The following is a 12,463-nucleotide window of genomic DNA, read 5'->3' as shown; positions in this document are numbered from 1 at the left end:
CCGTCTCCTCAATGGGCGTGGTCGGCTTCGCTCTTTCCGAGCTCGGCCTTCAGCAGGAAGGTGTTGCCAACGGCGATCTCCTCGCCGGGCTTCAGGTCGGCGACGACTTCGAAGGCGTCGTCGTCGGAGCGCCCCAATCCGACCTCGCGCTTCTCGAAGCCCTCCTCGGTGCGCACGAAGACGACGCGCTTGCCCTCGACGGTCTGCAGCGCCGCCTTCGGCACCACGACCGGGACTCGGTCCCGGGCGATCTCGACCTCGGCGTTGACGTAGGTGCCCGGGCGCCAGGCCATGTCCTTGTTCGGCAGCGCGACGACGACGCGCGCGGCGCGGGTGTCGGCGTTGAGGAGCGGACTGACGAAGACGACCTTGCCCCGCTCGTGGCGCTCGCCGCCCTCCTGGCTCGGCGTGACGGCGACGGCGGCGCCTTCCTTGACCTTGGCGAGCTCGGAAGTCGGCACCGAGAGCTCGATCCAGACGGTCGAGAGGTCCGCTACCGTGTAGACGTCGGACGGGTCGCCCTCCTTGCCCACCGCGGTGCCGACGTCGACCTTGCGCTCGACGATCCGCCCGGAGAGCGGCGAGCGCAGTTCGTACTGGCGCAGGGTCGAGGCGTTCGGGGTGGTCTCGTCCTGCTTGGCGAATTTCGCCACCTCCGCTGCGTTCAAGCCGAGCGCCGACAGCTTCTGGCGCGCGAGATCCTGGCGGAGGGTCGCTTCCGAGTAGACCGCCTTGGCGTTCAGGTAGGCGCTCTCGGCCGAGATGCGCTTGTCCCAGAGGGCCTGCTGACGGTCGAAGTTGGTCTTCTCCAACTCGGCCTTCACCGAGGCGGTGAGGTATTCACTCTTGGCGTCGGCCACCTCGCGGCTGTCGAGCACGGCCACCACCTCGCCCTTCTTCACGTCGTCGCCCAGGCGCTTGCGCATCTCGGCGACCGTGCCGACCACCCGCGCCGGCACCCGGGCGATCCGGTCGGTGTCGGGCGTGATCGTGCCGGGCACGAGGATGTGCCGGGAGAGCGTGCCCCCCTCGGCCTTGGCGACCTTGATATCCTGGTTCGCGATCTGCTCGGCGGTCATCTTGACGTGACCCTCCTCGCCCTCGGCCTCGGAATGGGCGTGCTCGCCGTGGGCGTGGCCTTCCGTCTTCGGGGCGGCCGGGCCGCCGTGGGCGTGGCCGTCGCCCTCGGAATGTTCGGCCTTCGGCTCCGGCGCCCCAGGCGCGGCGGTGAAGGCGAACAGCGACGACGGAACGCCTGCGGCCGAAAGGCCGCCGCGCACGAGGTCGGACACGGCGGGAACGGCGGCGCCAATGGCGACGCCGGCGGCCAGGAGGACCGCGGACAGGAGAATGCGCATGGGGGTCTGCTCGGCAGGGACGCGGACGCGCCGGAAGGCGGTCATGGTCGGTCCCGCTTGGATGACGTGAGGGGGCGGTCCCGGGGCATCGGCACCGGGTTCGGGACGCGCGCGCTTTCGCGGCGTCACCTCAGGCGCGCGGTGGACGCGGCAGGCGGTCGAGGAAGATCGAGGAGACGGCCTCGGCGACCGGGGCGTAGCTCGGACGGGAGGCCGCGGCCGGCAATGCGGTCACGGTTTCGTCCAGGGCGGTGGCGACGTGGCAACCGCAATGGATGTGACAACCTAACCCCGGGTCTGCGGCCTGGGTCTCGGCCGCCGACAGGTCGGACACCATCGCCAACTCGGTCCGGTCGTGGCCCGGGTGGTCCTGATGGTAGGAGAAGTCCTCCGCAAGGCCGGCGGTCGGCGCGGCGACGGCCAGCGCCAGGACCAGTGCGAGCGCGCGGGCGGCGGTCGCCCACCATCCCGTCACGGCCCCGAAGGCCCTCTGGCGTCCCGCCGCTCGCATCGCTGTCCTTATGCTCGATTCAAGGATTCAACCACAAGCGGTCACGTCCGGAAGCGGAAGCGTCGCCCATGGTGAAACGAGGCCCGGCCGTCGATGCGCTGAACGCCGCCTTCAGCCATGGTTCAAGGCATCCGACGCAGCCTGATGCGATCAGCATCGGGATCATGCCACCATGAAACGTCACCTCACCGTCCTGGCGGCCGCGGCCGCCGCACTCGTTCCGGTCGCGGCATCCGCGCAATACTACGGCTACGGGCCTCCGCATCACCACGAGGAGGTCCGACGCTACCACCACGGCGACCACGACGACCTCGTCGTGCGGCGCCGTCACCATCACGGCGGCTGGTACGACGACCGGCCCGCCAGGTTCGAGCGCCACCATCGTCACCATCACGACTTCGACGACTGAGCGCGTCGGTCCGGCGGATCATGATGGGTGCCCGCCTCGACCGGGGTCGAGGCGGGCGTTTCCACGGTGCGTGAGGGGGCACCAACGCACCGGGAACCGTATCCGCGCAAGGGGCGCCCGCGAACGCGTAGCCGATGCCGGCGGCCAGGAGCGCGAAGACGACGAGCAGGGGCAACATCCGCATGCCGGCGTCCTCCGCTTCCCCTTCTCCTTGCGCGAGGACCCTACTTTTTGCCGGGCTTGTCGTGGCTGTGCCCGTGGGCGTGGCCGTCGCCCTCGCGGTGCGCGGGCTTGCCGTCCGGACCCTTCTCCTGCGCCTCGCGCACCCGCGGATCGTCGCGGTGGGCAGGACCGCCCGAGACGTTGCCGGTGTTCGGCACGGCGCGCTCGGGGTTCGCGGCGTTGCCGTGCCCATCGACGGCAAGCGCGGGCGCTGCAGCCCCGGCCAGCATCGCGGCGGTCAGTGCGGCGGCGAGCATGCGCTTCATGGGTCTGTCTCCGGTTCGTCGGCCCCAGCGGCCACTTCGGAGAGTGAGATAGCCGCGCCGTTTGTCTGCCGGTCGCCGCGTTCGTGACGAAGTGTGTCAGCCGCGGGCGCCCGCCCTGGGCAGCCGGATCTCCGTCCGCAGGCCGCCCTCCGAACGGTTCGACAGGGCGAGCGTGCCGCCCTCCGCCTCGACCGCCCGCTTGGCGATGGTCAGGCCGAGACCCGTTCCGCCGGTGTTGCGGTTGCGCGACCCCTCCAGCCGGGTGAAGGGCTCGAAGGCCCTGGCGACGTCCTCCGGCGCGATGCCGGGACCGTCGTCGTCGATGCGCACCACCAGGGCGGCCTCGTCGACCTCGACGCCGACCCGGACCCGGGTCCCGTAGCGGACGCCGTTGTCGACGAGGTTCTCGACCGCCCGGCGGAAGGCGACCGGACGTACCGCAGCCAGTGCCCGACCGGGTCCGTCGTACTCCACCTCGCGGCCTGCGTCCGCGGAGGCGTCGGCGATCCCCATCAGCACGCTCACCACGTTGACGACCTGGCGTGCCTCCGGGTCGGCGTCGCCCCGCAGGTAGGACAGCGTCGCATCGACCATGGCCTGCATGTCGTCGAGGTCGGCCGCCATGGCGCGCCGTTCGCCCTCGTCGTCCATGCAGTCCAGGCGCAGGCGGAGCCGGGCGATTGGCGTGCGCAGGTCGTGCGAGACCGCCGCCAGGGCCTGCGTCCGCTCCGCGACGAGGCGATGGATGCGCCCCTGCATCGCGTTGAGCGCCCGGCCGATGCCACGCGTCTCGTCCGGCCCGACTTCCGGTATCGGCACGACCGTGCCGTGCCCGATCCGGCCGGTGGCATGCGTGAGCTCCCGCAGCGGGCCGGCGATCCGATGCACCAGCACGACGGCGGCGACGCCGACGAGGATGGCCATCGCGGTGGCGAGGTACGCCCAGGGCGCGAGGTGGACGAGGCCGGGCGCGTGGGCGGATCGGAAGGTCAGGAAGCTGTCGTCTGGGAGCGGGAAGGCCCCGCGCAGATCCTGCTGATGCAGCGGTTCGTCCGGCTCCGCCAGGGCAAGCACCAGATTCGGGCCGAGCACGGGCTCGATCTCCAGGACGCGGTCGCGCAGGCCGTGCAGCGCGGGGTCGGTCCTGCCGGTCTCGGCGGACGGCCCCCGCTCCCAGCCGATCTCGAAATGGGCGGACGAGAGCGCCTTGGCCTCGGTGCGGCGCTCCTCCGGCGGGCGGCGCAGCACTGCCTCCCGCGCCAGGACGAGCTGCCGGGCCACCTCGGTCGCGAACGCCTCGTTGGCCGCAGCCGTCGCCGACTGGCGGTACAGCAGCAGCGCGCCGCCGTGGACCGCCAGCACCGCCAGCAGCAGGACGGCGACCGTGCGCCCCTCCAGGCTGCGGGCGAGACCGAGGAGGCCCTTCATGCCCGCTCGACCTTGGCCGCCAGCATGTAGCCGGAGCCGCGCACCGTCTTGATGACGGGCTGGGCACCCTCGGGTGGTTCGAGCTTGCGCCGCAGGCGGCTGACCAGGGTGTCGACGCTGCGGTCGGACGGCGCGGCGAGCCGCCCGCGGCTCATCTCCAGGATCTGCTCGCGCCCCAGCACCCGTCCGGGATGCTCCAGGAAGACCAGGAGCAGGTCGTGCTCCGCCCCCGACAGATCGACCGCGGCGCCCTCGGGATCGGTCAGGGCGCGGCTGCGGAGGTCGAGCCGCCAGCCGGCGAAGGACAGGGCTTCGGGCCGCGACGCTGCGGCCGGGACCGGCGCGATGGCGGTCCGGCGCAGCACCGCCCGGATGCGGGCCAGGAGTTCCGGCCGCCCGAACGGCTTGGCGACGTAGTCATCCGCACCGAGTTCCAGCCCAAGCACCCGATCCGCCTCCTCGTTCCGGGCGGACAGCATGATGACGGGGACGGTGCCCTTGGCCCGCAGAGCCCGCAGCAGGTCGAAGCCCGAGGCGCCGGGCAGCATGACGTCGAGCAGCACGAGGTCGACCGGCGTCTCCGGCAGCAGCGACCACATCTCGGCGCCGCTCCGACAGCCCGTCACCCGGTAGCCGCTCTCCCGAAGGAGTCGCGTGACCAGCACCCGCATGCCGTCGTCGTCCTCGACGAGCAGGACGTGGGCGGTCTCGGGGAGCGCGGGCGCATCCGCGGGTGGGGCCATCTTCGAAACCTTAGCCTAGCCGACCATCTCGTCGAGGAGGAGCAGCAGCAGGAAGCCCGTGAAGAACACCGCGGTCACCCAAGGGCGGTCCTCGGTCACGTGCGCCTCGACGAGCAGTTCCTCCGTGACGAGATAGAGGAGCGCGATCAGGCCGAAAGCGAGGAACCCGCCCGGGACAGCCAGAGGCAGCTTACCGATCGGACCGCGGAGCAGGGCTCCGAGCGGCAGCAGCAGGACGAGGCCGGTGGTCGTAGCGATCACTCTGCGCTTTGAGGCGCCACCCTCGCCGAGTTCGTTCGCCACGGTCAGGCCGAGGAACAGCACCTCAACGGTCAGGGCCACCGTCAACAGGATGCCGGCCTTGGCGCCGGTCGCGAAGGCGATCCCGAGAACGAGTCCGTCCACCAGGATGTCGATGCCTGTGACGGTCGTCAGCCCGACCGGCCCCTTCCCCCGCCGCTCCAGCATGCGAACGCCGAGCATCGCCGCCACACCGACGGCACCGCCGATCAGTATGGCCCCGGCAGAGCCCGCATGCTTCAGGTTGGGCAGGATCTCGCCGGCGGCACCGACGACGGTCGTCTCAGCCGGGATCAGCGTGTAGGCCCAGGCTTGCATCGCGGCCTCAGGCGGGCTCGCTCGGACCGGCGCCGATGGCGGTCCCGCCGAAGCCCCTGGACGCATGGCCTTGGCCGCCATCCTCACGGTATTCCCGCCACACCTGCCGCAGGATCTGCACGGACGAGGTCAGGAAGATGCCGGCCATCACCCCGCGACGGCGAGATCGGGCCAAGCGGTCGAGGTCCCCCACACGCCGAGCGCGGCCGCCATGACCACCACGTTGCCGATGGCGTCGTTGCGCGAGCACAGCCAGACCGAGCGCACGTTGGCGTCGCCGTCCTTGTAGGGCCGCAGCAGCAGGCCCGATGCGAGGTTGGCGGCGAGCGCCAGCACGCCGATGACGCCGATCACCTCAGCCTTCGGCACCCCGAGGACGAGGATCTAGAAGGCGGTCGAGCCGAACACCCAGAGCGCCATCAGGCTGAGCGACAGGCCCTTGGCCAGCGCCGCCGTCGCCCGGGTTCGGAGGGATGCGCCGATGACCGCGAGGCTGAGGCTGTAGGTGACGGTGTCGGCCAAGAAGTCGAGGGCGTCGGCCTTCAGCGCCTGCGATCTGGCGAACTGCCCGGCGACCGTCTCGGTCATGAACATCGCGCCGTTGATGGCGATGACCGTCCAGAGGATGCGCTTGTAGCGCGGGTCGACCCCGTCGAAGACTGGGACGCCGCCGGAGCAGCCGCAGGCGTCGTCGGCCGGCCAACTCCCCGGCATGGGCGTGCGTCGGCCCGTACGCGTGATGGGCGTGGTCGGTGCCGCAGCGATCGTCGGTCACGATCCCCTCCTCCCAAGAGCGTCGGAAGGGTCCTAATTCCTCTAGTGGCTAGAGGAGCAATGCCGGAAATGGATTTTCCGATCGGCGAGTTGTCGCGGCGCACGGGCGTGCTTGTGCCGACCGTGCGCTACTACGAGCAGGTCGGGCTGATGCCGCCGCCGCCGCCGCGGACGGAGGGCGGTCGCCGCATCGCCGTCCACGAACGCCGAGAGCCCGAACGTCAGCGCTTGCGTCGGGAAACGGTGCTGCGGGCAAGTGCTTCGACCGGGCTGCCGGCCTGGGGGCCGATGCCCGCCTGCGACCCAGCTTCACCCAGCCCACAGTTCGGCACCGGAATTCGATCGGTCGACTTCGCAGGAAACGACCGCCACCCCTATTGACCTTGTCACCGTTGGAAGCCCCATCCGTGCGTGACGCGGCCGAGGGAGCGCGTCATGTTCCGCCACCAAGTAGACGGAGTGGGTCACCGCAGTAGAGCCGAGGGCGTCGCGCGCGTCGCCCGGATCCAACCTGCGGCCCGGATCGCCGTCGACCTCGGGGCGAAGCTCGTGACGACACCGGCCGAGCCGCCGAGTGCATCCCCAAGACCATCGGCGTCGCCGACCCCCCGGCCGAGCCGCTTGCCAAGGTGGCCGGAACACCGCCATGGAAACCAAACGTCGACGCATTCATCCACGTCTCGAGCGCGGATATGGTCCGGACGCAGGAATCGGTGTAGATCGAGCTTCATGGGTTTTGACCGGCAGTTCGTGCGCCTGATGGCGGCGACGATCCTCGCGATCGTCGCCTACCTCGCGCCGTCCGCCGTCCAGGCCCATCAGGGGCACGCCCACGACGGCCAGCCCACGGTGATCGTGGCGACTGCCGCACCGATTGCCGAGGTCATACTGCCTGAAGCCGCGCCGGTCGCGGCGTCGTCCACCGCGTCCCTCCGTCCGGAGGCAAGTGGTTCGGGTTGCTGCCCATCCGGTGCCTGCAAGGGCGTCTGCTGCGGCGACATGGTCTGCTGCGCGAGTGGCATCCTGTCCGGGCCGTCCGCACTGTCTCCCGTGCTGCTCGGACCCGTCGTGCTGATCCCGCACGACGTCGCCCGCCTCGCGGGCATCGGCCCCGAAGCTCTCCCCGAGCCGCCACGAACCCTCGCGTGAAGTGACGCGCGCCTGAGGCGCGCAACGCCCGGACTGCGTCCGCACTCGCGGCATGCGTCCGGACTTCCCGACGCGAGGATCCCTTTCCATGTCGAAACGTCTGGCCGCCGCCTTCGTGGTGGCGATGGCTGCCGCGTCGGCGGCCGTTCCTGCCCGTGCCCACGACGGGCATGACCACGGCGCCCCCCCGACGCCGGTCTCGAAGACCATCTCACCGCGCGGCGACGCCGCGACCGAGGCGTTCGAGCTGGTCGCGATTCCCCGCGACGGCACGCTGACGCTCTACCTCGACCGCTTCCGAACCGGCGAACCGGTTTCCGGGGCGACGCTGGAGGTCGACACTCCGGACGGCCCGAAAGCCGCCGCACCGACCACCGAGCGCAGCTACCGGCTGCCAGCTCCGTGGCTGAGCAAGCCGGGCCACTACGACGTGGTGGTCACGGTGACCGCCGGAGACGTCGTCGACGTCCTGCCGGTCGCGCTCGACATCCCCGTTCCCGGTGCAGACCTCGCCGTCACACCCCCGAGCGGCTCCGTCCAGGCGATGGGCGACACCGTACGGAACGCGCTGCCCGTCGCGACCCGCGACCTCGCCGACCGTCTGGCGCGGCAGGACCCGGTACTGATCGGCGTCGCCACCGTCAGCTTCCTGCTCGGCCTCGTCGTGATGATGCTGGCGCGCAGCAGGCGTCGGCACGTACCGGCTCTCGCGTTGTTGGCGGTCGCGGCGATCGTCCTGTTCGGCGCCAAGGCGTTCGCGCACGACGGCGAGGACCACAAGGAGGTCGCCACTCCGGCAGCGTTGATCCAGCCGGGCTCGGGCGGCACCGATCTGGCCCAGCGCCTGTCCGACGGCGCGGTGTTCGTGCCGAAGCCGGCCCAGCGCCTTCTAGAACTGCGCACGGTCATGACGGAGACCGGCACGTTCGACAGAACGATCGGTCTGCCGGGGCGTGTCGTCCCCAATCCCAACGCCAGCGGCGTGGTCCAGTCCTCGGTCGGCGGTCGGTTGTCGCCGCCCGCTTCGGGGCTCTTTCCCCGGCTCGGCACGCCGGTGAGGAAAGGCGACATCCTCGCCTACGTCACCCCGCCCGTGGCGCGGGTCGATGTCTCCGACATGCGCCAGCGGCAGGGCGAACTCGACCAGCAGACCGCGATCGTCCAGCGCCGCGTCGAGCGCTACGCGAAGCTCGCGACCACCGGCGCCGTCGCCCAGGTCCAACTCGACGAAGCCCGCGACGAGCTCAAGGGCCTGCAGGACCGCCGCGCGGCGCTCGACAGCATCCGTCTCGAACCCGAACCGCTGATCGCGCCGGTCGCCGGCATGATCGCCGAGGCGTCCGCCACGGCCGGCCAGATGGCCAATGCCGGTCAGATGGTCTTCCGGATCGTCGAGCCGACCAATCTCTGGATCGAGGCTCTCAGCTTCGACGCATTGACCGCAGGCCAGCACGCCACGGCGCGGCTGCCCGACGGCCGGACCTTCGCGCTGACCTATCAGGGGTCGGGCCTCGCCGACCGCAACCAGGCCATCCCGGTGCAGTTCGCGATCGAGGGCGACGCGTCGGGCCTGCGCGTCGGGCAGTTCCTGACGGTGCTGGCCAATACCGAGGGCCGGCTGTCCGGCCTCGCCCTGCCGCGCGCCGCGGTCGTGCGCACCGGCAACGGCCAGGACGTCGTCTACGAGCACGTCGGCGCCGAGCGCTACGAGGCCCGCCAGGTCCGCATCGAACCGCTGGACGGCAACCGCGTGCTGATCGCCGGCGGCATCGGCCCTGGCAGGCGCGTGGTCGTCCAGGGCGCCGAACTCCTCGACCAGGTTCGCTGAGGAGGGCGGCGCGATGTTCACCTTCCTCGTCAGCCAGTCGCTCAGGAACCGTCTGGTCGTGCTCGCGATCGCCGGCGTCCTGGTGCTCTACGGCGCGTTCACGTCCGGCAAGCTGCCGGTCGACGTCTTTCCCGACCTCAACAGGCCCACGGTCACGATCATGACCGAGGCGGAGGGCTACGCGCCCCAGGAGGTCGAGCAACTGGTCAGCTACCCGATCGAAACCCGCATGAACGGCCTGCCGGGCGTGACCCGCGTCCGCTCGGTCGCCGGCGTCGGCCTGTCGATCGTCTACGTCGAGTTCGACTGGGGCACCGACATCTACCGCAACCGCCAGCAGGTCGGCGAGCGCCTCGCGCTGGTGAAGGACCAGCTGCCGCCGAACGTCACCCCGCAGATGGGACCGATCTCCTCGATCATGGGGCAGATCGTGCTCGTCGCCGTGACCGGCGAGCAAGCCGGCCCGATGGAGGTGCGCGAGGCCGCCGACTTCGTCATCCGTCCGCGGCTCCTGACCATTCCGGGCGTCGCACAGGTCATCCCGATCGGCGGCGAGGTGCGCCAGTTCCGCGTCAGCCCGAACCCAGCCGCCATGCGCGCGCTCGGCGTCGGCAACGCCCAGCTGGAAACGGCCCTGCAGTCCTTCGGCACCAATGCCGGCGGCGGCTTCACCGACCAGTACGCTCGCGAGTACCTGATCCGGAACATCGGCCGGACGATGAGCCTGGACGACCTGCGCAGCATCGTCGTCGCCAATGTCGGCGGCGCGCCGGTGTACCTGCGCCAGATCGCGGACGTGTCCTTCGCCGCCAAGGTCAAGCGCGGGGACGGCGGCTACATGGGCCAGCCCTCGGTCGTCGTCTCCGTCGAGAAGCAGCCCGGGATCGATACGGTCGGACTGACCCGCGACATCGAGCAGGCGCTGAAGGAGATCACCGCCAGCCTGCCGGACGGCATCAAGGCCGACCGGATCCTGTTCCGGCAGGCCGACTTCATCGAGACGTCGATCGGCAACGTCGAGCGCGTGCTCGTCGAGGCCATGCTGGTGGTCGCGGTGGTGCTGTTCGCGTTTCTGCTGAACGTGCGGACCACGGCGATCTCGCTGCTCGCCATCCCGGTCTCGATCCTGACCACGGCGGTGGTGTTCCACTTCGCCGGCCTGTCGATCAACACGATGACGCTCGGCGGGCTCGCGATCGCGATCGGGGAACTGGTCGACGATGCCGTGGTCGACGTCGAGAACATCTTCCGGCGGCTCGGCGAGAACCGGAAGGCCGGCAATCCGAAGAGCACTTTCGAGGTGGTGGTCGAGGCCTCCAGCGAGGTGCGCTCCGGCATCGTCTACGCGACGCTGATCATCATCCTGGTCTTCGTGCCGCTGTTCGCGCTGTCGGGCATCGAGGGGCGGCTGTTCGCCCCGCTCGGGCAAGCCTACATCATCTCGATCCTGGCCAGCCTGATCACCTCGATCACGCTGACGCCCGTGCTCGCCTACTGGCTGCTACCGGGCCTGAAGAACCTCGAAGAGCACGACAGCCGGTTTCTCAAGGCGCTCAAGCGCGGCAACGCCGCGCTGCTCGCCGTCGCCTTCCGCCACCAGCGGCTGCTCATCGGCACGGTGGCGGTCGCGGTGCTCGCCGCCGGCGTCACCGCCTGGAACCTGCCCCGCGCGTTCCTGCCGCCGTTCAACGAGGGCAGCTTCACCGTCAACATGACGTTCAACCCGGGCATCTCGCTGGCCGAGAGCAACCGGGTCGGCCTGATCGCCGAGAAGCTGCTGCTGCAGGTCCCCGGGGTGTCGGCGGTCGGCCGGCGCACCGGCCGCGCCGAGCTCGACGAGCATGCCGAGGGCGTCCATTCGTCCGATCTCGAGGTGGAGCTGAAGGCGGGCCGCGAACGGTCCAAGGACGCGCTGGTCGAGGATATCCGCCAGCGCCTCAAGCAGTTGCCGGTGTCGGTCAACGTCGGCCAGCCGATCTCGCACCGGCTCGACCACATGCTGTCAGGCGTGCGCGCCGAGATCGCCCTCAAGATCTTCGGCGAGGACCTGGACCAGCTGCGCCGCCTCGCGAACGGCCTGCAGGAGCGGTTCCGGAGCATTCCGGGTCTCGCCGACCTGCAGATCGAGAAGCAGGTCCGCATCCCGCAGCTGGATGTGCGCGTCGACTACGCCCGCGCCGCACTCTACGGCGTGCAGCCGGCGGCCGTGGTCGACCAGATCAGCCGCCTGTCCAACGGCCGCGTGGTCTCGACGGTGGTCGACGGCTACCGCCGGTTCGACGTGCTGATCCGTCTGGCCGAGGACCAGCGCACCACCAGGGGGCTCGGCGATCTCCTGCTGGAGACGCCGACGGGCTGGGTTCCGGCCCGGCAGGTCGCCGACATCCGCGAGACGGACGGCCCCAACCAGATCCTGCGCGAGAACTCGCGCCGGCGGATCGTCGTGCAGGCCAACACCAACGGCGAGAGCGACATGACCACGATCGTCGCGGCGATGCGCCGGGCGATCGCCGAGGAGAAGCTGCCCCCGGGCTACTTCACGAGCCTGGAGGGCACCTTCCGGGCGCAGGAGGAGGCCAGCCGGACCATCGGGGTGCTTTCGGCGCTGTCGTTGGCCCTGATCTTCATGATCCTGTTCAGCCGGTACCGCTCCGCGGCGCTGGCGCTCATCATCATGGGCAACGTGCCGCTCGCGCTGATCGGCAGCGCGGTGGCGCTGTGGTGGACCGGCCAGCCGTTGTCGGTGGCCTCGATGGTCGGCTTCATCACGTTGACCGGGATCGCCGCGCGCAACGGCATCCTGAAGATCAGCCACTACCTCAACCTGTCGCTCCACGAGGACGTGCCGTTCGGCCGCGACCTCGTCGTGCGCGGCAGCCTGGAGCGGCTGACGCCGGTGCTGATGACCGCGCTGTCCGCCGGCGTCGCGCTCGTGCCGCTGCTCTACGACGCGGCCGCGCCGGGCAAGGAGATCCTGCACCCGGTCGCGGTGACGATCTTCGGCGGCCTGATCAGCGCGACCCTGCTCGACACGTTCCTGACGCCGGTCCTGTTCCTGCGCTTCGGCCGGAAGCCCCTCGAGCGCCTGCGCGCCGCCCAAAAGCCGGACGGCTCCGCCACCGCCGGCGCGCGGTCGCGCGAGGCGTTCTGAACATCC

General features: G+C 70.6%; 10 protein-coding genes and 2 pseudogenes. 5 read left to right on the top strand and 7 right to left on the bottom strand.

The window, feature by feature from the left end:
• Nucleotides 1-8 precede the first annotated feature (8 nt).
• Both ACP56T_RS10975 and ACP56T_RS10970 read right to left on the bottom strand, forming a co-directional pair.
• On the bottom strand, nucleotides 9-1,358 hold the full coding sequence (locus ACP56T_RS10975; protein WP_430912146.1) for an efflux RND transporter periplasmic adaptor subunit: 1,350 nt from the start codon (nucleotides 1,356-1,358) through the stop codon (nucleotides 9-11).
• A 130-nt stretch (nucleotides 1,359-1,488) separates the two neighbouring features.
• On the bottom strand, nucleotides 1,489-1,869 hold the full coding sequence (locus ACP56T_RS10970; protein WP_430912145.1) for a hypothetical protein: 381 nt from the start codon (nucleotides 1,867-1,869) through the stop codon (nucleotides 1,489-1,491).
• 172 nt (nucleotides 1,870-2,041) lie between these two features.
• Between ACP56T_RS10970 and ACP56T_RS10965 the strand changes: the two genes are divergently transcribed.
• Nucleotides 2,042-2,278 (top strand): hypothetical protein, encoded by a 237-nt coding sequence (locus ACP56T_RS10965; RefSeq protein WP_430912144.1) that lies wholly within the window; start codon nucleotides 2,042-2,044, stop codon nucleotides 2,276-2,278.
• A 224-nt stretch (nucleotides 2,279-2,502) separates the two neighbouring features.
• Here the strand turns inward: ACP56T_RS10965 and ACP56T_RS10960 are convergent, their stop codons facing one another.
• The 5 genes and pseudogenes from ACP56T_RS10960 to ACP56T_RS10940 all read right to left on the bottom strand — a co-directional run bounded on the left by ACP56T_RS10960 (nucleotide 2,503) and on the right by ACP56T_RS10940 (nucleotide 6,269).
• Nucleotides 2,503-2,766 carry a hypothetical protein gene (locus tag ACP56T_RS10960; protein WP_430912143.1) on the bottom strand — a complete coding sequence of 88 codons (264 nt, stop codon included), beginning with the start codon at nucleotides 2,764-2,766 and terminating at the stop codon, nucleotides 2,503-2,505.
• A 96-nt stretch (nucleotides 2,767-2,862) separates the two neighbouring features.
• On the bottom strand, nucleotides 2,863-4,194 hold the full coding sequence (locus tag ACP56T_RS10955) for an ATP-binding protein (protein ID WP_430912142.1): 1,332 nt from the start codon (nucleotides 4,192-4,194) through the stop codon (nucleotides 2,863-2,865).
• Nucleotides 4,191-4,937: a response regulator transcription factor gene (locus ACP56T_RS10950; RefSeq protein WP_430912141.1), complete on the bottom strand. Its 747-nt coding sequence runs from the start codon at nucleotides 4,935-4,937 to the stop codon at nucleotides 4,191-4,193. The genes ACP56T_RS10955 and ACP56T_RS10950 overlap by 4 nt, the downstream gene beginning before the upstream one ends.
• 15 nt (nucleotides 4,938-4,952) lie before the next feature.
• Complete coding sequence (locus ACP56T_RS10945) at nucleotides 4,953-5,555, bottom strand: ZIP family metal transporter (protein ID WP_430912140.1); 603 nt, start codon at nucleotides 5,553-5,555, stop codon at nucleotides 4,953-4,955.
• 7 nt (nucleotides 5,556-5,562) lie between these two features.
• Nucleotides 5,563-6,269: pseudogene (locus tag ACP56T_RS10940) on the bottom strand (cation efflux transmembrane domain-containing protein).
• Between the two features lie 129 nt (nucleotides 6,270-6,398).
• On the opposite strand from ACP56T_RS10940, the pseudogene ACP56T_RS10935 reads away from it, so the two are divergent.
• The 4 genes and pseudogenes from ACP56T_RS10935 to ACP56T_RS10920 all read left to right on the top strand — a co-directional run.
• Nucleotides 6,399-6,518, top strand: a pseudogene (locus ACP56T_RS10935) (MerR family DNA-binding transcriptional regulator); the annotation flags it as partial.
• A gap of 540 nt (nucleotides 6,519-7,058) precedes the next feature.
• Entirely contained in the window at nucleotides 7,059-7,478 is a 420-nt protein-coding gene (locus ACP56T_RS10930; RefSeq protein ID WP_430912139.1) for a hypothetical protein, read from the top strand.
• Between the two features lie 88 nt (nucleotides 7,479-7,566).
• A complete protein-coding gene (locus ACP56T_RS10925) occupies nucleotides 7,567-9,306 on the top strand; it encodes an efflux RND transporter periplasmic adaptor subunit (protein WP_430912280.1) in 1,740 nt (579 codons plus the stop codon).
• Nucleotides 9,307-9,319: 13 nt separating this feature from the next.
• Complete coding sequence (locus ACP56T_RS10920; RefSeq protein WP_430912138.1) at nucleotides 9,320-12,457, top strand: efflux RND transporter permease subunit; 3,138 nt, start codon at nucleotides 9,320-9,322, stop codon at nucleotides 12,455-12,457.
• The last annotated feature ends 6 nt before the right edge of the window (nucleotides 12,458-12,463 follow it).

Origin of the sequence: Methylobacterium endophyticum (assembly GCF_050591105.1) — a bacterium.
Taxonomy (GTDB): Bacteria; Pseudomonadota; Alphaproteobacteria; order Rhizobiales; family Beijerinckiaceae; genus Methylobacterium.
Note: the sequence above shows the minus strand (reverse complement) of the source record. Positions and strands in the feature narration are given on the sequence as shown.

Coding starts and splice junctions, on each gene's coding strand:
- ACP56T_RS10970 (WP_430912145.1), bottom strand. CDS start 1,869: ATGCGAGCGGCGGGACGCCAGAGGGCCTTCGGGGCCGTGACGGGATGG.
- ACP56T_RS10965 (WP_430912144.1), top strand. CDS start 2,042: ATGAAACGTCACCTCACCGTCCTGGCGGCCGCGGCCGCCGCACTCGTT.
- ACP56T_RS10960 (WP_430912143.1), bottom strand. CDS start 2,766: ATGAAGCGCATGCTCGCCGCCGCACTGACCGCCGCGATGCTGGCCGGG.
- ACP56T_RS10955 (WP_430912142.1), bottom strand. CDS start 4,194: ATGAAGGGCCTCCTCGGTCTCGCCCGCAGCCTGGAGGGGCGCACGGTC.
- ACP56T_RS10925 (WP_430912280.1), top strand. CDS start 7,567: ATGTCGAAACGTCTGGCCGCCGCCTTCGTGGTGGCGATGGCTGCCGCG.
- ACP56T_RS10950 (WP_430912141.1), bottom strand. CDS start 4,937: ATGGCCCCACCCGCGGATGCGCCCGCGCTCCCCGAGACCGCCCACGTC.
- ACP56T_RS10975 (WP_430912146.1), bottom strand. CDS start 1,358: ATGCGCATTCTCCTGTCCGCGGTCCTCCTGGCCGCCGGCGTCGCCATT.
- ACP56T_RS10930 (WP_430912139.1), top strand. CDS start 7,059: ATGGGTTTTGACCGGCAGTTCGTGCGCCTGATGGCGGCGACGATCCTC.
- ACP56T_RS10920 (WP_430912138.1), top strand. CDS start 9,320: ATGTTCACCTTCCTCGTCAGCCAGTCGCTCAGGAACCGTCTGGTCGTG.
- ACP56T_RS10945 (WP_430912140.1), bottom strand. CDS start 5,555: ATGCAAGCCTGGGCCTACACGCTGATCCCGGCTGAGACGACCGTCGTC.